Here is a 16,977-nt window from a genome sequence, read left to right as displayed (position 1 = left end):
TCGGCAATATTGAATACGTCTTTTTCTCTGTTCTCTTCATGTCTTCATGTACGGGTTTCGCAAAACCCGTACATCCCTTTAACCATATACCCTCATGCATCCGACCTTTATCAAACTTACTAACTGGTTCTTTGTCAACAATACGCTCGACCCGGTTTCCTCCGAAAGAATGTGCCAGCATTATTTGCTGACGCTGCACTTTAAAGCGCTTGAATATACGCATCTCTCCGGTCGTTTTCTGCCCGGACAGCCCGGAAAACGTTACCGGACTGAATCTACCATTGCCTCGGCTTAAAGGTAACTCCAGATTGGATTGCTGCTCCGGCTTTTCACCCGGCCATATCTTTTGCAAAGCGGGTACATGATTAATACGACGAGTATCCACATGCCGTAGGTCTGGCCCAGCGACAAACCGTGGTCCGGCATCACGCCCCCCGTGCCGTTCTGAAAATTGATCGCCGACCAGGAAACACCATCGGTCAGCAGGAGCAGCACCGATAGCGTATGTACGAGCAGGAAGTGGACGATGAAGTAGAAAAGCGGTACCCGCCCGTAAACCGTAAAAAAAGACATCCAGCTTCGCTTTTTTTCTTCCAGGCGGCTCAGGAGCCAAATACCCGGTCCGAGCGTGACCAGCGTAAAAAGCAGTGAAGGAGGATATTTGTTGACGTTTATAAACGAGAAAATCGTATAGAGGAATGATTTTTGAACCGCCCACGGTACGGGGTCGCCATACACATTCAATGACCGGATCAGGACGAACGCCAGGATCGCGCCCAGCCCTAACCAACCTAGAAACCGCCGACGTTTCTCTGAATCGATCTCACGGCTGAAAATCGGTCCCAGACAATAGCCCAAAATTAGAATACCAATCCAGGCCAGCACCGGATACAGGGTCAATAACCGCCGGTTTTCGGCAATCGGGATTATGTTTGGACGGTGCAACATCGACCAGATCAGGTCCGCTGTGGTTCCAGGCGGGAACGAGACCGGGTCCAGCGCATTGTGGCCGAACACGATCAGTAACCCAATCGCCAGCAGCACACGATAGGGCAAAAACAGCAGTCCGCTCAACACCACCATACTGACGCCCGTTGCCCAGATTACCTCCAGCGCAATCACGGAAAATGTCAGGTCGAACCAGAGGTTAAAATTGACAATCGTGAGTTCCAGCACCATCAGCCACAACCCCCGCGTCAGCAGAAAAATGCTGAGTTCTGGTTTGCTCTTTTTGCGGCCCATCAGATACGCCGACGTTCCGGCCAGAAATACGAACGTGGGCGCACAAAAGTGGGTGACCCAGCGGGTTAGAAACAAGGCGGGCGTTGTGGTATTTAAATCCAGTGGGTTATAGAAAAACCCGTTTTTATGGATGTATTCACGGGTGTGGTCCAGCGCCATGATGACCATCACCAGCCCGCGAACGACATCAATGCGCTGGATGCGGCTGGCGACCCGGTTTATCGGAGGAGTAAGGGTTACAGACATAGGAGTTTGTCTACGTGCGGTCCCAAGTTACTGATTATACATGAAGAGTTTACCTCCGGTTTACGCATAAAAAAACCGGCCAGCTGGCCGGTTTTCGTTTATTTAGCTTCCACTTCAATCAGCTTCACAAAGTCGTCGAAGAGATATCGGGAATCGTGCGGACCCGGCGACGCTTCGGGGTGATACTGCACCGAAAACGCCGGACGATCTTTCCGCCGAATTCCTTCGATCGTTTTATCGTTCAGGTTGATGTGTGTCAGTTCAATATCCCGGTTTTCCAGCACCTCGTCGGCTTTCACGGCAAAACCGTGGTTTTGAGAAGTGACTTCGCACCGGCCGGTGATCAAGTTTTTCACCGGATGATTGAGCCCCCGGTGGCCGTTGTGCATTTTATACGTCGTAATGCCGCTGGCCAATGATAGAATCTGGTGGCCCAGGCAAATGCCAAACAACGGTTTATCGGTTTCCAATGCCTGCTTGACCGTTTCCACGGCATATGGCATGGCGGCCGGGTCGCCCGGGCCGTTGGAAATGAAATAACCATCCGCGTTCCAGGCTTTGATTTCTTCAAACGGCGTCCGGGCCGGAAATACGCGGCAATGGGCTCCCCGACCCGCGAGGTTGTTCAGAATACTCTTTTTGATGCCCAAATCCAGCACGGCAACTCTAAATTCCGAGCGGTTCGGATCACCCACTTCGTAAATCTGCTTCGTACTCACTTCTGACGACAACTCCAGCCCTTCCATGTCAGGAATCTGGTTCAACCGATCGAGCAAAACCGCCGGGTCCAGGATTTCGGAGGAAATAATGCAGTTCATAACGCCCTTGTCGCGGATATGGCGCACCACCTGCCGGGTATCGATCCCGCTGATACCGACGATGTTCGCCCGTTCGAAGTATTCCTGCAACGAAGTATCAGCCGTATGTCGCGAGTGAATCTGCGAGAAGAAGTTGCAGACCATACCCCGGATCTTGACGCTGGCCGATTCTTCTTCTTCCTGGTATTGCACGCCGTAGTTCCCGATGTGTGAGGTCGTGTTGACAATCACCTGCCCGTAATACGAGGGATCGGTATAGATCTCCTGGTAGCCGGTCATGCCCGTGTTGAAGCATATTTCACCACCCGCCGTTCCAATTTTTCCGAGGGCCGTTCCTCTGAACACCGAACCGTCTTTCAAAACCAATAAAGCTTCTGGCTGCTGAACCTGTTTCATGAATTACTTTGGAGTTGTTCAGTTAAAAAAAAGGGCTAACCCGTTACGGTTAACCCTCTATTTGGTATTTTAATCGATTCTTCACAGTGAATAATTAACTGGCGCGGCCACCTTTTAGTTCATCCTGCAAAGCCTTTAATTCATCAACTTTTCCGTCGCGGGCCAGCGCAGCCTGCTGCGGCCATGTTTCAGGCTCGTGCAGGTTGAACTGCGAACCAGCTTTCTCCAGGATTTCCTTGATGGCTTCCGGAGTTGTATCTGCCAGTTGAGCGAACGTTGTAATACCGGCGTCCTGAAGGATTTCGGCGATTTTCGGCCCAATACCTTCAATGATGGCCAGGTCATCGGCAGTCGCTTCGGTAGTGGTTTCTTCCACTGCCGGAGCAGCTTCTACTGTTTCAGCAGCGGCTATCGGCGTTGCCTCTACTGTTTCAGCAGCTTCGCCACCTTTCCGGCCACCGCGACGGCTCCGACGTGTACGGGTTGTTTTCTGTTCTTCAGCAGCATTCAGCAGTGCTTCATTGAAATCAACCAGCTCGATGATGCAGGTTTCGGCGTTGTCACCGATGCGGTTTCCCAGCTTGATGATCCGGGTATACCCTCCGGGGCGATTCGAGATTTTGTCCGATACAACGTTGAACAGTTCCTTCATCGTTTCCTTGTTCTGGAGGTACGAGAAGATCACCCGGCGGTTCTGGTACGAATCCTCTTTGGCGCGGGTCAGGAGGGGTTCAACGTATTTCCGGAGTTCTTTCGCCTTCGCAACCGTGGTTTCGATGCGTTTACTCAGAATGAGCGAGGATGCCATGTTCGACAGCATTGCCGTCCGGTGGGAATGGGTCCTGCCAAGGTGATTATGTTTTTTACCGTGTCTCATGGTATCAGTCCTCGTCTAATCTGTATTTGGTAATGTCCATGCCGAAAGTCAAATTCTTTTCGGCCACCAACTGTTCCAATTCAGTCAGTGATTTCTTTCCGAAGTTTCTAAATTTCATCATGTCCGAAATCTCGAGTTTCACCAGGTCGCCCAGGGATTTCACATCGGCTGATTTCAAACAGTTATACGCCCGTACGGACAGGTCAAGATCCGCCAGCGGAGTTTTGAGCAACTTCCGCATGTGGAGCATTTCCTCATCCACCACGTTATCTTCTTCTGCTTTCGCCGTTTCAAACGTCATCGTTTGATCCGAGAACAGCATGAAGTGTTGAATCAGAATGGTGGCAGCACCCTTGAGCGCTTCTTCCGGGTGGATCGAGCCATCGGTTTCAATGTCAAGCAACAGCCGCTCATAGTCGGTTTTTTGCTCAACCCGCGTGTTTTCAACGCTGTACCGAACGTTCTTGATCGGGGTATAAATGGCATCGATCGGAATATGTCCGAACGGCAATTCGTTGGCGCGTGGTTCGTCGGCGGGTACATATCCCCGGCCTTTTTCCACAATAATTTCCATTTCCAGTTCCCGCGTATCGTCAATGTGGCAAATCTCGAGATCGGGATTCAGCACTTCGAACGAGGCCGAGAACTTGGATATATCACCGGCTTTTAACACCGACTGATTTTTGATCGTAACGGTAATTTTATTGTCGACCATGTCCGAAACCTTCTTGAAACGAACCATTTTCAGGTTCAGAATGATTTCGGTAACATCTTCAACGACGCCTTCAATGGACGAGAATTCATGCAGTACGCCGGGGAACCGTACGCTGGTGATGGCATAGCCTTCCAGCGATGACAGCAGAATTCTCCGCAACGCATTCCCGATGGTCACGCCATAGCCCTTTTCGAGTGGCTTGAACTCAAACAACCCGTGAAAGTCGTCAGCTCGCTCCATGACAACTTTATCGGGCATTTGGAACGCTAATATTGACATACGATTTTGTTGTTAACAGTTCAAAAAAGATATATAGTTTATGATCTCTAGTTTATGGTTTATAGTTACAATTTACATAACCATAAACCATAAACCGTAAACTATAAACTGTTACTTAGAATACAATTCGACGATCAACTGCTCGTTGACGTTCTCCGGAATCTGATCGCGCTCCGGGTAGTTGGTAAACTTACCCTGTAATTGCTGCTGATCCCATTCCAGCCAGTTGTAGCGCTTCGCATTGCGGGCCGAGAGGCTGGTGGTAACGGCTTCCAGCGACTTTGATTTCTCACGAACGCTGATCAGTTGACCGGGTTTCAATGAGTAAGAGGCTATATTGACCACTTCGCCATCGACGACGATGTGTTTGTGAGATACCAACTGACGAGCCGCCCGACGAGTCGGGGCAATGCCCAAGCGATACACCGTGTTGTCCAGACGAGCTTCGCAGAGTTTCAGCAGGTTTTCACCCGTGATGCCCTGTTTTACCACGGCCCGGTGGAACAAGCCCCGGAACTGGCGCTCCAGAATACCGTAGATATATTTAACTTTTTGTTTCTCCTGCAACTGAACCGCGTATTCCGACTGTTTGCGCTTGCGTCCACGACCGTGTTGGCCAGGTCCGTAAGCTTTCTTTTGCAGGGCTTTGCTGGGGCCGAGAATCGGCTCGCCAAACTTGCGGGAAATTTTGGCCTTGGGGCCAGTGTATCTTGCCATTGTACTTGGATAAATGAATAAAACAATGAACAGACACAACTCAATGTCGCCTGTCCGTATTCATTGGGATGAAGCGGTTTCTTCACAGTGCACCGCATAACTGAGTAATTCCTTACACGCGACGGCGTTTCGGGGGGCGGCAGCCGTTGTGCGGCAGGGGCGTAATGTCTTTGATCGACGTTACTTCGATGCCGGAGTTCTGAATCGTCCGGATGGCGGATTCACGACCGGAGCCAGGGCCTTTTACAAACACTTCCGCTTTCCGCATACCCAGATCGTGAGCAACGGCCGCACAGTTTTGAGCGGCTGTCTGAGCAGCGTACGGCGTGTTTTTCTTGGAGCCTTTAAAGCCCATTTTACCCGCCGACGCCCAGGAGATCACCTGCCCTGAACTGTTGGTAATGGAAATGATGATGTTGTTGAACGAAGCCCGGATGTGTACCTGTCCGACGGGTTCAACCACTACAACCCGCTTCTTCGCTTTATCTTTGCGTTTTGCCTGAGCCATTTTTAGTTGATCGTTTAACGTTTAACGTCTAAGGTTTAAAGCGCTTTGCAAACATCCTTAAACGTTAAACCTCAAACCTTAAACTCAATTATTTAGTTGCTTTTTTCTTATTTGCTACCGTCTTACGCTTCCCTTTCCGCGTCCGCGAGTTGTTCTTCGTGTGCTGACCGCGAACCGGCAGACCTTTCCGATGGCGCAGGCCCCGGTAACAACCGATGTCCATCAGTCGTTTGATGTTCAACTGAACTTCTGATTTGAGCGCTCCTTCAACTTTGTGTTCTGCGCTGATGATCGTCCGGATGGCGTTCGACTCTTCGTCGTTCCACTCGCTTACTTTCTTGTCAACAGAAACACCTGCTTTGTTCAGGATGCTTTGGGCTGAACTACGGCCAATGCCAAAAATGTAGGTCAACGCAATTTCACCGCGTTTCCGGTCGGGAATATCAACCCCTGCAATACGTGCCATATTCAGTGATTAACCTTGTCTTTGTTTATACCTTGGATTCTTCTTGTTGATAACGTAAAGCTTGCCCTTCCGGCGAATCACTTTACATTCAGCGCTGCGCTTCTTAATCGACGCTTTGACTTTCATGAGTTCAACTCCGTTTACGGTTTTCAGTTTCAGTTCTCGGTATTCGGTTTTCGGCTAGTGAATGAAATTGCGTCAACCAACTGAAAACGTTAAACCTTAAACTTTAAACCTTAAACCCTTATTTATACCGATAAACAATTCTTGCCTTGGTGAGATCGTACGGAGACATTTCGAGCTTTACGCGGTCGCCCGGTAAAATTTTAATGTAATTCATCCGCATTTTCCCGGAAATATGCGCAATCACTTCATGCTTGTTTTCGAGTTGAACCCGGAACATCGCATTGGAAAGCGCTTCTACAATGGTACCGTCTTGTTCGATGGATGTCTGTTTTGCCATTCGTTACGCTATGGTCGCTTCGTTGACTTCAATCATTAAGCTGGTATTCGCCGTTACTTCTTCGATGTACTGAAACGTAGTCAGGACTTCGGCTTTCCCCTTCCGGATGGCTACCGTGTGTTCATAGTGCGCCGACGGTTTCCGGTCGGCCGTCCGAATGGTCCAGCCATCGCGTTCCTGAACAATGTTTTTCTTACCTAAATTCACCATCGGTTCAATAGCCAGCACCATACCCTCCTTTAGCTTGATACCTTGTCCACGTTTGCCATAATTCGGGACTTCGGGACTTTCGTGCAGGCTCTTACCCAAACCGTGGCCCACGAGTTCCCGGACAACCGAGTAGCCATACTTCTCGACATGGCTTTGCACCGCATGCCCAATGTCGCCCATCCGGTTTCCTTCGATCGCCTTTTCAATGCCACAATAGAGCGACTGTTTCGTCCGAATCAACAAATTCCGAACTTCCGGGCTAATCTCACCGATCGGATAGGTATAGGCGCTGTCGCTGTGATATCCGTTTAGCTTGACGCCACAATCGATCGAAATGATGTCCCCGTCCCTCAGTTCATACTTGCTTGGAAACCCATGTACAACGGTTTCGTTCACCGAAATACACAAAGCTGCCGGGAAACTATTGAAGCCTTTGAAGGAAGGAATTCCACCATTATCACGAATATACTCCTCGGCCACCTGGTCCAGTTCCTTCGTAGTAACGCCCGGCCGAATCCGTTTTGCAATTTCAGCATGGGCTTTTCCGAGAACCTGCCCGCTGATACGCATTAATTCAATCTCGGCGTCTGACTTCAGGTAAATCATTTCCTTAAGCAGTTACGCTTTCTGTCCGACCCGTCACCCGGCCAGATTTCATCAGCCCTTCGTAGCGACGCATCAGCAGATAGCTTTCAACTTGCTGCAACGTATCCAGAACAACCCCCACCATAATCAATAGCGAAGTTCCTCCGAAGAACTGCGAGAAGTTGCGGGTCATACCCAGCAATGCTGCGATGGCTGGCAAAATAGCCACAACCGCCAGCATCAGGGCACCCGGTAAGGTAATCCGATCCAATACCTGACCAATGTATTCGGACGTCATGAAACCCGGTTTTACACCCGGAATAAATCCTCCGCTCCGTTTCATGTCGTCTGCAATCTGATTCGGGTTTACCGAAATTGCCGTGTAAAAGAACGTAAAGACAATAATCAGTACTGCAAACAACACATTATACTGCCATGAGGTGTAGTCGGCAAAAACCGTTTGCACCGATCCGGCAAAATCACTTTTCTCTGCAAACAGTGAAGCCACCAACGACGGCACGAACATCAGCGCCTGGGCGAAAATAATCGGCATAACACCGGCCGCATTCAGCTTCAAGGGTAAGTATTGACGCTGACCGCCAACTACTTTATTTCCAACTACCTGTTTGGCGTACTGGATCGGAATCCGGCGAACGGCCTGCGTCAGCACAACCGCACCCATTACGACGAAGAACAGGGCCACAATCTCCAGGACAAACAGCAAAGCCCCACCGGATCCACGCGACAGTGCTTCTCCATAAACCGCACCCGGGAACCGCGAAACGATCCCGATCATAATCAGCATCGAAATCCCGTTTCCAATGCCTTTATCCGTAATCCGTTCGCCTAGCCACATACAGAAAATGGTTCCGGCTGTCAATATAAAGACGGAAACCACTTTAAACGTTGTCGGACTAACCAGAATGGCCTCATTCGGAATAGTCGTCGTTAAATACGTGATCGCCTGAGCTGCCGTGACAAAGATGGTCAGAACGCGGGTAATCTGATTCAGCCGTTTCCGGCCGGACTCCCCTTCTTTCTGCATTTTCTGAAAATACGGCAACGCCAGGGTCAGCAGCTGGATGGCAATCGATGCCGAGATATAAGGCATAATGCCCAACGCAAAAATCGATGCTTTGCTGTAGGCCCCTCCCAGGAAGGTATCCAGCAAGCCCAGCAACCCTTGCGGAGTCAGATTCAATCTGCTCGGATCAACACCGGGCAGTACGATTTGAGAGCCTAAGCGGAAAACCGTCACAAACAACAGGGTGTTTAAGATGCGGGTCCTGAGCTCTTCAATCGAAAAAATATTCTGAAGGGTCGTGATGAATCGTTTCATTGGTTTATCAAGCTGCTCGTCCAAAAAAAGTCACCAAAGTTACGAAATACTTAGCGAAATCCCATGCTTGAACGAGCAAGCCGATTAGAGCTTAATTGCTTTACCGCCAGCTTTCTCGATCGCTTCAATCGCTTTTTGCGAAAAGCCATGCGCTTTCACTTCGACCGCAGCCTTCAACTCACCCCGGCTCAGGATCTTAACCTTATCGTTTTTGCCGACCAGACCGTTCTGCAACAGCACATCCAAATCGACGGCTGAAACACCGGCTTTGTCGATCAGTTGTTGCAACGTATCAAGGTTAATGGGCTTGTACTCAACTCGGTTAATGTTTTTAAAGCCGAATTTCGGTACACGGCGTTGCAGCGGCATCTGACCGCCTTCGAAGTTTTTCTTCGCGCTGTAACCCGAACGAGATTGGGCACCTTTATGACCACGGGTAGACGTACCACCCATGCCCGAACCAGTACCCCGACCTACTCGCTTGCGCTCCCGGACGGATCCTTCCGCAGGTTTTAGTGTATTCAGACTCATGAGATTAAATTTCTTCGACTTTTACCAAGTGTTGAACTTTACGGATAATTCCACCAACGGCGTCGTTGTATTCCAACTCAACGCTACGGTTTATTTTACCCAGACCCAGCGACTGGATCGCCAGCTTCTGTGTTTTTGGTCGCTTGATGATACTGCGAACCTGTGTAATTCGTACCTGTCCCATTTCTCTTGCCGTTTTAAGGAGCTTATCCGTTAAAAACTTTGCTCAGCTTCACGCCACGCTGGAACGCAACCTGGTGCGGGGCCCGCATTTTGAGCAGCGCGTCAATCGTCGCTTTTACCACGTTGTGCGGGTTGGATGAACCTTTCGATTTTGCCAACACGTCACGGATACCGGCACTTTCCAGCACGGCACGCATGGCACCACCGGCGATTACGCCCGTACCGGCCGAAGCAGGCTTCAGCAATACGAAGCCACCGCTGAATTTGCCTTCCATCTCGTGAGGAACCGTGTGTTTCAACAGCGGTACCTGAACGAGGTTCTTCTTGGCATCTTCAATCCCTTTGGCAATCGCATCCGTTACCTCGTTTGCTTTGCCCAGGCCGTAGCCGACCACTCCGTTGCTGTCGCCAACGACAACGATGGCAGCAAAGCTGAAGCGCCGACCGCCTTTTACCACTTTGGCAACGCGGTTGATGGCCACAACCCGTTCTTTCAGGTCAGCTTCGTTAACTTTCGCAGGTCTTGTATTGGTTACCATTGTTTTGCTTAGAATTGAAGGCCCCCTTCTCTCGCACCGTCGGCCAGAGCTTTCACCTTACCATGATACAAATAGCCATTCCGGTCGAAAACAACCCGGGAAATCCCGTTGGTGGTGGCTTTCTGAGCCAACGACTGACCGACCTGTTTGGCCACGTCGACGTTGACACCTTTTTTATCTTTTCCTGTGATCTCGATGGACGAAGCACTCACCAGGGTGCGGCCTTGCTCATCGTCGATGATCTGGGCGTAAATGCGGGCATTGGACCGGAATACCGATAACCTCGGCTGGGCGGCCGTTCCGGATACTTTATTCCGGATGTGTTGTTTAATACGCAGTCTCCTGCTTGTTTTCGTGACAGCCATTTTCGCCTGTGCTTATTATATGGTTCACCTATTTCTGCTTATTTCTTGGAAGCAGATTTACCAGCTTTGCGACGAATTTTCTCGCCCACAAACTTGATCCCTTTTCCTTTGTACGGTTCTACTTTCCGCAGTGAACGAATCTTGGCGGCAACGTCGCCAATCAGTTGTTTGTCGATTCCTTCCAGAATCACTTTCGGGTTCTGACCTTTTTCCGTAACGGCCGTTACATTCAGCTCCTTCGGAATCGCTACGTAAATATCGTGCGAATACCCGAGCGTCAATTGCAGAATGTTGTTGTTGGCCACAGCTTTGTATCCAACCCCAACGATTTCAAGTTCAACCCGGTAGCCCGTGCTGACACCCGTCACCATGTTATTAACCAGAGCGCGGTACAAACCGTGCAGGGCTTTAAAGCGTTTCTGGTCGTTCGGCCGAACTACTTTCAGTTGACCGTCGGCGATCTCTACCTGGATCTCCGGGTTGATGCTCTGCGACAGCGTCCCTTTCGGGCCTTTCACCGTAACCGTGTTACCGTTTTCGACCGAAACTGAGACCTTCTCGGGCAGTGCAATGGATTTATTACCTACGCGTGACATGGTTTCTGATTAATATACGTAACACAACACCTCACCACCGACGTTCAGCGTCCGGGCTTCCTTGTCGGTCATCACCCCTTTGGAGGTTGAGACGATCGCAACACCCAGGCCGTTGAAAATGCGCGGAATTTCCGTAGCGCCCTTGTACTGACGCAGACCCGGGCGGCTCACACGCTGCAAATCAACGATGGCAGGCTGTTTCGTAACCGGATTGTACTTCAGTGCAATTTTAATACTTCCTTGCGGGCCTGTTTCGTCGAACTTGTAGTTCTGGATGAAGCCTTTATCAAAGAGTACCTTGGTGATCTCCTTCTTTATGTTGGAAGCAGGAATTTCGACAACCCGGTGCTTGGCACGGATCGCATTTCTGATGCGAGTCAGATAATCTGCTATGGGATCAGTATTCATTTCCTCCTGATTAGTAACTGCAAACCTCGCCGACGGTTACTGCCGTTTGAAACGGGCCTGCAAAATTAGGGAATTGTTTCGATATTCGCTAGTGGCGTGTAAATTACCAGCTTGACTTGGTTACACCGGGGATCTTACCCGCCGAGGCCATTTCGCGGAAGGTGACACGGGAGATACCAAATTTCCGCATGTACCCACGGGGGCGGCCTGTCAGCTTACACCGGTTGTGCAGACGCACCGGAGAAGCATTTTTCGGCAGTTTGTCTAATCCGACGTAATCACCGGCCGCTTTCAGTGCGGCACGCTTCGCAGCGTACTTCGCAACTAAGGCAATCCGCTTACGCTCTCTTGCTTTGATGGATTCTTTTGCCATGTTCTTGTTCGCGTTATGCGTTATTTTTTACCTCCGGCGAAGGGCATGCCCAGCGCTTTCAGCAATGCAAAGCTTTCTTCGTCCGTGTTCGCCGTCGTGACGAACGTGATATCCATCCCTGAGATCCGATTGACTTTATCGATCGTAATTTCCGGGAAAATGATTTGCTCCTGAACGCCGAACGTGTAATTACCACGGCCGTCGAAGCCTTTATCACTGATTCCTTTGAAGTCGCGCACCCGGGGCAAAGCCACCGAAGTCAGACGATCCAGGAATTCGTACATTTTCTCACCGCGCAGGGTTACTTTTGCCCCGATCGGCATGCCTTCGCGCAGTTTGAAGTTAGAGACGGCTTTCTTCGCAATCGTCGGAACAGCTTTCTGGCCCGTGATCATGGTCAGTTCTTCGACGCCTACATCTACTAATTTCTTATCGGCAACGGCGGCCCCAATCCCCTTGTTAACAACAATTTTGGATAGTTTCGGCACCTGCATGATGCTTTTGTACTGAAACTTCTCCTTCAGTTGGGGCACGATCTCGTTGGTATATTTCTCTTTCAGTCTCGGAGTTGCCACTTTCGTATCTTTTTATACGTTCCTGATTCCTATCAATTAGATAAAGTTGCCCGATTTTTTCGAGTACCGTTGCAACTTACCTTTGTCGTTCAGTTTGCGGCCAGTACGAGAGGGTTCGTTGGTAGCCGGATCGATCACCATCAGGTTGCTGATGTGAATCGTTCCCTCGCGTTTTTCCAAACTTCCCTGGGGGTTGGCAGCCGAAGGTTTCACATGTTTCGTAATCATGTTGACTCCTTCTACCACGGCGCGTTGTTTGTCAACCAGAACGCGCAAAATTGTGCCGGTTTGTCCTTTCGAGTTACCGGAAATAACTTTGACGCTATCTCCTTTCCGAACGTGTAACTTCGCAGGCTTGTCTGCTACTTTCTTCATGGGTTACAATACTTCTGGAGCCAGGGAAACGATTTTCATAAACTGCTTCTCGCGCAACTCACGGGCAACGGGTCCGAAAATCCGGGTACCGCGCGGCTCATCGTTGTTGTTCAGCAGGACGGCGGCATTGTCTTCAAACCGGATGTAGGAACCGTCTTTCCGGCGGATTTCCTTTTTCGTCCGAACGACCACCGCTTTGGAAACAGTTCCTTTCTTCATGTTGCTCGAAGAAAGCGCCTGTTTAACCGTTACGACAATTTTATCGCCAACCGTAGCGAACCGCTTGCCGGTTCCACCCAGTACCCGAATGCAGAGTACTTCTTTGGCACCGCTGTTATCGGCTACGCCCAAACGTGATTCTTGCTGGATCATGATTACTTGGCTTTTTCAATGATTTCGACTAATCGCCAACATTTGTTCTTGCTCAGCGGACGGGTTTCCATGATGCGAACGGTATCGCCGATGCCGCATTCATTTTTTTCGTCGTGGGCCATGAACTTCTTCGTGCGGTGCATGAATTTCCCGTACATCGGGTGCTTCACTTTCCGATCGACCGCAACCGTAATGGATTTTTCCATCTTGTTGCTGACCACCTTACCAATTCTTTCTTTTCTTAAATTTCTTTCTTGCTGCTCCATGAGTCGATACCGTTTAATTAGCTGGCTTGTTGCTTGATAGTCAGCTCGGTCAGTAATTGAGCAATCAATTTGCGCGTTGTGCGAATCCGCATCGGGTTTTCGATGGGCGAGATGGCGTGCGCAAATTTCATTTTTTGCAAGCGATCTTTCTCAGCCGCTACCTGCTCGTTCAATTGTTCAACCGTCAGCGACTTGATCTCGTTCTTTTTCATGACTGAATGTTGTTGGTCGTTGCCTGCTCCGGTTTTGACTCCTTAACCGGCAACCGTTCCCGAGTTAGTCTTCTGTTTCCTGATAATCCCGACGAACAACGAATCTTGTTTTGATCGGTAACTTTTGAGCCGCCAGGCGCAGAGCTTCGTTCGCAACCGCCAGCGGGACGCCGGTGGCTTCGAACAGAATCGTTCCTGGTTTTACGGGAGCTACCCAGTATTCCGGAGCCCCTTTTCCTTTACCCATCCGTACTTCGGCCGGTTTTTTCGTGATCACCTTATCGGGGAAAATCCGAATCCAAACCTGACCTTCCCGTTTCATGGCGCGGGTTACCGAAATCCGGGCCGCTTCAATCTGGCGGGCCGTAATCCAGCCGGGTTCCAGCGACTTGATGGCAAACGATCCGAAAGCGATCTGGTGGCCACGTCCGGCAACGCCTTTGACCCGGCCTTTTTGCTGCTTACGAAACTTGGTTCTTTTTGGTTGTAACATCTTTTGTCGTATCTAACAGGACGTTGCGATTGCTCGACGCCCGATGTTCTTACTATCTTTTGCGTCCGCCACCGCCCTGGCCGCCACGCTGACCGCCCTGGCCACCGCGCTGTCCGCCACCACGGTTTTGATCATTCCGGCCCCGGCGACGATCGTTGCGTTCGCCATCACCACCGCGCTCTCCGCGACGGTCTCCGCGATCACCACGCCGTTCGCTGCGCTCTCCACCGCGCTCCGACTGAGCTGCCGTGATTTGTGCAGCCGGTGACAGATCCCGCTTGCCGTACAATTCGCCTTTGAATACCCATACCTTGATCCCGATTTTACCGTAAACGGTTTGGGCTTCCGAGATGGCGTAATCAATATCAGCCCGCAATGTATGCAGAGGTACGCGACCTTCTTTGTATTCTTCGGTACGCGCCATCTCGGCACCACCCAGACGACCCGATACGCGAACCTTGATGCCCTGAGCACCGACCCGGATAGCCGAGCTTATGGCTTGCTTCATGGCACGACGATACGAAATCCGGGCCTGAAGTTGCTGAGCAATCGTTTCGCCGATCAGTTTGGCATCGATTTCCGGCCGTTTGATCTCGAAAATGTTGATCTGAACGTCTTTACCGGTAATTTTCTTCAGCTCTTCCTTGATCTTATCGACTTCGCCACCACCTTTACCGATCACAATCCCCGGACGGGCCGTGTGAATCGTCAATGTAATGCGTTTCAGCGTACGCTCGATAACAACCCGGGCGATGGATCCTTTCGGAATCCGGGCCTGGATGTATTTTCTGATTTTTTCGTCTTCAACCAGCTTATCCGGAAACTCTTTGCCGCCATACCAGCTAGAATCCCATCCTTTAACGATACCGAGCCGAAAACCAACGGGGTTTACTTTTTGTCCCATTTTATTGTCTGGTTATGCTGCGTTTTCTGTTGAAACTTCGGGTGCAATCGTCAGGGCGCCTGCGGCACTTTCAATCACGATGGTCACGTGGTTGGAGCGCTTCCGGATTCGGTGACCGCGACCCTGGGGAGCAGGACGCAGACGTTTCAGCATCCGACCGCCATCGACGAAGATCGTCTTTACGTACAGATCAGCGTCTTCGGCGCGTTCTCCTTCGTTCTTCTGCTGCCAGTTGGCCACTGCCGAAAGCAACAGCTTTTCCAGCAGTGCGGCACCACCCTGAGGTTGATAACGCAGAATACCCAATGCTTTGCTAACCTTCTGGCCCCGGATCATATCGGCTACCAGCCGCATTTTGCGAGGAGACGAAGGCACATTTTTTAGCTTTGCTACTGCTTCCATTTTTTTATGGTTTATAGTTTATGATTTATAGTTTATTGAGAACTAAAAACCGTAAACCAGAAACTGTAAACTAGTTCTACCGTTTGCCTTTGTCTTTCTTCGCAACGTGCCCCCGGAAGTTCCGGGTGGGTGAAAATTCGCCTAATTTGTGGCCCACCATGTTCTCGGTGACGTATACCGGAATGAACTTGTTTCCGTTGTGTACGGCGAACGTGTGGCCAACGAAATCCGGAGAGATCATCGAACGGCGGGACCAGGTTTTGATCACGGATTTACGACCCGAATCATTCATGGTTTCCACCTTTTTCTCCAGACGAAAATCTATGTAGGGACCCTTTTTAAGTGAGCGTGCCATCTACCTCTTATTTTTTCCGTTTACTAATGATCAGACGATCTGAATACTTGTTGACCGGGCGGGTTTTCTTACCTTTCGCGTACAGACCCGTACGTGAACGCGGGTGACCACCGGATGCCCGTCCTTCACCACCACCCATCGGGTGATCGACCGGGTTCATGGCAACCCCACGAACGCGGGGACGACGGCCTAACCAGCGCGTCCGACCGGCTTTCCCGATGCTGACGTTCATGTGGTCGGGGTTGGATACCGAACCGACCGTAGCAATGCAGGTCCCCAATACCATCCGTTGTTCGCCCGACGGCATCCGCAGGATCGCGTATTTGTCTTCCCGGGCTACCAACTGCGCGTAGGTTCCGGCGCTCCGGACCATCGCACCACCGCGACCCGGTTTCAGCTCGACGTTGTGAACGATCGTACCGATCGGCATGGCCGACAGCGGCAGGGCGTTTCCAACTTCCGGCGCAACCGAAGCTCCTGAGATGACCTGCTGACCCACCGTGATCCCCTGCGGAGCCAGGATGTAGCGTTTTTCACCATCGGCGTAGAACAACAGCGCGATACGGGCCGAACGGTTCGGATCGTACTCAATCGTCTTCACCGTAGCCGGGATGTCGTTTTTATCGCGTTTGAAGTCGATAATCCGGTATTGTTTTTTGTGACCGCCACCGATGTAGCGCATCGAACGATGGCCCTGGTTGTTCCGGCCACCGGTTCTTTTTATCGTTACCAGCAGGCTCCGCTCGGGTTTATCGGTCGTGATCTCGGCAAAATCCGGGGCCACCCGAAAACGCTGACTCGGGGTTGTTGGTTTTAGTTTTCTAACTCCCATGATTCCTAACTACTTCGTTTAGTCGTTCGTGGTTGGGTTATGCTTCGGCGTAAATATCGATGATCTCCCCTTCGGCAACCGTAACGATCGCTTTTTTCCAGGTTGATGTACGGCCCGAGGTAACAGCACCTTTCTTCGTGCTTTTCGACTTTTTGTGACCAATGCAACGCATCGTGTTCACTTCCGTCACGGTCACGCCATACAATTTCTCAACGGCCTTTTTGATCTCGATTTTGTTGGCATTCATCGAAACCTCAAATCCGTATTGTCCCTTCTTATTCTGGGCCGTCACCTTCTCGGTGATGATCGGTCTTTTCAGTACGTTTTCCATAATC

The 16,977-nt window shown here is 50.6% G+C and carries 30 protein-coding genes; 1 reads left to right on the top strand and 29 read right to left on the bottom strand.

What is annotated here, in order from left to right:
* Positions 1 to 94 precede the first annotated feature (94 nt).
* The gene (locus ACO2Q8_RS06140) at positions 95 to 295 is read left to right on the top strand and encodes a hypothetical protein (RefSeq protein WP_423343899.1); all 201 of its coding nucleotides are present in this window, start codon (positions 95 to 97) and stop codon (positions 293 to 295) included.
* Here the strand turns inward: ACO2Q8_RS06140 and ACO2Q8_RS06135 are convergent.
* The 29 genes from ACO2Q8_RS06135 to rplW all read right to left on the bottom strand — a co-directional run bounded on the left by ACO2Q8_RS06135 (position 292) and on the right by rplW (position 16,973).
* Positions 292 to 1,488 carry a DUF1624 domain-containing protein gene (locus ACO2Q8_RS06135; protein ID WP_423343898.1) on the bottom strand — a complete coding sequence of 399 codons (1,197 nt, stop codon included), beginning with the start codon at positions 1,486 to 1,488 and terminating at the stop codon, positions 292 to 294. The two genes, ACO2Q8_RS06140 and ACO2Q8_RS06135, sit on opposite strands and share 4 nt — an antisense overlap.
* Positions 1,489 to 1,586: 98 nt before the next feature.
* Positions 1,587 to 2,702 carry a glutamine-hydrolyzing carbamoyl-phosphate synthase small subunit gene (carA, locus tag ACO2Q8_RS06130; protein WP_423343897.1) on the bottom strand — a complete coding sequence of 372 codons (1,116 nt, stop codon included), beginning with the start codon at positions 2,700 to 2,702 and terminating at the stop codon, positions 1,587 to 1,589.
* A 94-nt stretch (positions 2,703 to 2,796) separates the two neighbouring features.
* Positions 2,797 to 3,522 (bottom strand): 50S ribosomal protein L17, encoded by a 726-nt coding sequence (rplQ, locus tag ACO2Q8_RS06125; RefSeq protein ID WP_423343896.1) that lies wholly within the window; start codon positions 3,520 to 3,522, stop codon positions 2,797 to 2,799.
* 61 nt (positions 3,523 to 3,583) lie between these two features.
* Positions 3,584 to 4,573 carry a DNA-directed RNA polymerase subunit alpha gene (locus tag ACO2Q8_RS06120; RefSeq protein WP_423343895.1) on the bottom strand — a complete coding sequence of 330 codons (990 nt, stop codon included), beginning with the start codon at positions 4,571 to 4,573 and terminating at the stop codon, positions 3,584 to 3,586.
* 111 nt (positions 4,574 to 4,684) lie between these two features.
* Positions 4,685 to 5,290: a 30S ribosomal protein S4 gene (rpsD, locus tag ACO2Q8_RS06115; RefSeq protein WP_423343894.1), complete on the bottom strand. Its 606-nt coding sequence runs from the start codon at positions 5,288 to 5,290 to the stop codon at positions 4,685 to 4,687.
* A gap of 112 nt (positions 5,291 to 5,402) precedes the next feature.
* A complete protein-coding gene (gene rpsK / locus ACO2Q8_RS06110) occupies positions 5,403 to 5,798 on the bottom strand; it encodes a 30S ribosomal protein S11 (protein ID WP_134032152.1) in 396 nt (131 codons plus the stop codon).
* An 88-nt stretch (positions 5,799 to 5,886) separates the two neighbouring features.
* Positions 5,887 to 6,264, bottom strand: a complete 378-nt coding sequence (gene rpsM / locus ACO2Q8_RS06105; protein WP_423343893.1) for a 30S ribosomal protein S13 — start codon at positions 6,262 to 6,264, stop codon at positions 5,887 to 5,889.
* Between the two features lie 9 nt (positions 6,265 to 6,273).
* The gene (rpmJ, locus tag ACO2Q8_RS06100; protein ID WP_038119933.1) at positions 6,274 to 6,390 is read right to left on the bottom strand and encodes a 50S ribosomal protein L36; all 117 of its coding nucleotides are present in this window, start codon (positions 6,388 to 6,390) and stop codon (positions 6,274 to 6,276) included.
* A gap of 118 nt (positions 6,391 to 6,508) precedes the next feature.
* Complete coding sequence (gene infA, locus ACO2Q8_RS06095) at positions 6,509 to 6,727, bottom strand: translation initiation factor IF-1 (RefSeq protein ID WP_038119936.1); 219 nt, start codon at positions 6,725 to 6,727, stop codon at positions 6,509 to 6,511.
* Positions 6,728 to 6,730: 3 nt separating this feature from the next.
* Entirely contained in the window at positions 6,731 to 7,543 is an 813-nt protein-coding gene (gene map / locus ACO2Q8_RS06090; protein ID WP_423343892.1) for a type I methionyl aminopeptidase, read from the bottom strand.
* Positions 7,544 to 7,547: 4 nt separating this feature from the next.
* Positions 7,548 to 8,861, bottom strand: a complete 1,314-nt coding sequence (gene secY, locus ACO2Q8_RS06085) for a preprotein translocase subunit SecY (protein ID WP_423343891.1) — start codon at positions 8,859 to 8,861, stop codon at positions 7,548 to 7,550.
* 84 nt (positions 8,862 to 8,945) lie between these two features.
* Positions 8,946 to 9,392, bottom strand: coding sequence for a 50S ribosomal protein L15 (gene rplO / locus ACO2Q8_RS06080; protein ID WP_423343890.1), 447 nt, complete (start codon positions 9,390 to 9,392; stop codon positions 8,946 to 8,948).
* 4 nt (positions 9,393 to 9,396) lie between these two features.
* Positions 9,397 to 9,576 carry a 50S ribosomal protein L30 gene (gene rpmD, locus ACO2Q8_RS06075; RefSeq protein WP_423343889.1) on the bottom strand — a complete coding sequence of 60 codons (180 nt, stop codon included), beginning with the start codon at positions 9,574 to 9,576 and terminating at the stop codon, positions 9,397 to 9,399.
* Positions 9,577 to 9,598: 22 nt separating this feature from the next.
* Complete coding sequence (gene rpsE / locus ACO2Q8_RS06070; protein WP_423343888.1) at positions 9,599 to 10,114, bottom strand: 30S ribosomal protein S5; 516 nt, start codon at positions 10,112 to 10,114, stop codon at positions 9,599 to 9,601.
* Positions 10,115 to 10,122: 8 nt separating this feature from the next.
* On the bottom strand, positions 10,123 to 10,479 hold the full coding sequence (gene rplR, locus ACO2Q8_RS06065) for a 50S ribosomal protein L18 (RefSeq protein WP_423343887.1): 357 nt from the start codon (positions 10,477 to 10,479) through the stop codon (positions 10,123 to 10,125).
* A 38-nt stretch (positions 10,480 to 10,517) separates the two neighbouring features.
* Entirely contained in the window at positions 10,518 to 11,075 is a 558-nt protein-coding gene (gene rplF / locus ACO2Q8_RS06060; RefSeq protein ID WP_423343886.1) for a 50S ribosomal protein L6, read from the bottom strand.
* A 9-nt stretch (positions 11,076 to 11,084) separates the two neighbouring features.
* Positions 11,085 to 11,483 (bottom strand): 30S ribosomal protein S8, encoded by a 399-nt coding sequence (gene rpsH, locus ACO2Q8_RS06055; RefSeq protein ID WP_111626190.1) that lies wholly within the window; start codon positions 11,481 to 11,483, stop codon positions 11,085 to 11,087.
* Positions 11,484 to 11,586: 103 nt separating this feature from the next.
* On the bottom strand, positions 11,587 to 11,856 hold the full coding sequence (rpsN, locus tag ACO2Q8_RS06050) for a 30S ribosomal protein S14 (RefSeq protein ID WP_423343885.1): 270 nt from the start codon (positions 11,854 to 11,856) through the stop codon (positions 11,587 to 11,589).
* 20 nt (positions 11,857 to 11,876) lie between these two features.
* Entirely contained in the window at positions 11,877 to 12,431 is a 555-nt protein-coding gene (gene rplE, locus ACO2Q8_RS06045; protein ID WP_423343884.1) for a 50S ribosomal protein L5, read from the bottom strand.
* A gap of 36 nt (positions 12,432 to 12,467) precedes the next feature.
* Positions 12,468 to 12,806 carry a 50S ribosomal protein L24 gene (gene rplX / locus ACO2Q8_RS06040; RefSeq protein WP_423343883.1) on the bottom strand — a complete coding sequence of 113 codons (339 nt, stop codon included), beginning with the start codon at positions 12,804 to 12,806 and terminating at the stop codon, positions 12,468 to 12,470.
* 3 nt (positions 12,807 to 12,809) lie between these two features.
* Positions 12,810 to 13,178 carry a 50S ribosomal protein L14 gene (gene rplN, locus ACO2Q8_RS06035; RefSeq protein WP_111626186.1) on the bottom strand — a complete coding sequence of 123 codons (369 nt, stop codon included), beginning with the start codon at positions 13,176 to 13,178 and terminating at the stop codon, positions 12,810 to 12,812.
* 2 nt (positions 13,179 to 13,180) lie between these two features.
* Positions 13,181 to 13,444, bottom strand: coding sequence for a 30S ribosomal protein S17 (rpsQ, locus tag ACO2Q8_RS06030; RefSeq protein WP_111626185.1), 264 nt, complete (start codon positions 13,442 to 13,444; stop codon positions 13,181 to 13,183).
* A 17-nt stretch (positions 13,445 to 13,461) separates the two neighbouring features.
* Positions 13,462 to 13,656, bottom strand: coding sequence for a 50S ribosomal protein L29 (rpmC, locus tag ACO2Q8_RS06025; protein ID WP_423343882.1), 195 nt, complete (start codon positions 13,654 to 13,656; stop codon positions 13,462 to 13,464).
* Between the two features lie 64 nt (positions 13,657 to 13,720).
* Positions 13,721 to 14,149: a 50S ribosomal protein L16 gene (rplP, locus tag ACO2Q8_RS06020; protein WP_423343881.1), complete on the bottom strand. Its 429-nt coding sequence runs from the start codon at positions 14,147 to 14,149 to the stop codon at positions 13,721 to 13,723.
* A 52-nt stretch (positions 14,150 to 14,201) separates the two neighbouring features.
* Positions 14,202 to 15,053 (bottom strand): 30S ribosomal protein S3, encoded by an 852-nt coding sequence (rpsC, locus tag ACO2Q8_RS06015; protein ID WP_423343880.1) that lies wholly within the window; start codon positions 15,051 to 15,053, stop codon positions 14,202 to 14,204.
* Between the two features lie 12 nt (positions 15,054 to 15,065).
* Positions 15,066 to 15,455, bottom strand: coding sequence for a 50S ribosomal protein L22 (rplV, locus tag ACO2Q8_RS06010; RefSeq protein ID WP_423343879.1), 390 nt, complete (start codon positions 15,453 to 15,455; stop codon positions 15,066 to 15,068).
* Between the two features lie 76 nt (positions 15,456 to 15,531).
* Complete coding sequence (gene rpsS, locus ACO2Q8_RS06005; RefSeq protein ID WP_111626181.1) at positions 15,532 to 15,810, bottom strand: 30S ribosomal protein S19; 279 nt, start codon at positions 15,808 to 15,810, stop codon at positions 15,532 to 15,534.
* Between the two features lie 7 nt (positions 15,811 to 15,817).
* Positions 15,818 to 16,642 carry a 50S ribosomal protein L2 gene (gene rplB, locus ACO2Q8_RS06000; RefSeq protein ID WP_423343878.1) on the bottom strand — a complete coding sequence of 275 codons (825 nt, stop codon included), beginning with the start codon at positions 16,640 to 16,642 and terminating at the stop codon, positions 15,818 to 15,820.
* Between the two features lie 37 nt (positions 16,643 to 16,679).
* On the bottom strand, positions 16,680 to 16,973 hold the full coding sequence (gene rplW, locus ACO2Q8_RS05995; protein WP_423343877.1) for a 50S ribosomal protein L23: 294 nt from the start codon (positions 16,971 to 16,973) through the stop codon (positions 16,680 to 16,682).
* Positions 16,974 to 16,977: the final 4 nt, after the last annotated feature.

Origin of the sequence: Larkinella sp. VNQ87 (assembly GCF_049445795.1) — a bacterium.
In the GTDB taxonomy this organism is placed as follows: domain Bacteria; phylum Bacteroidota; class Bacteroidia; order Cytophagales; family Spirosomataceae; genus Larkinella.
The sequence above is the reverse complement of the archived record's forward strand: the minus strand, read 5'-3'. Positions and strand labels throughout refer to the sequence as shown.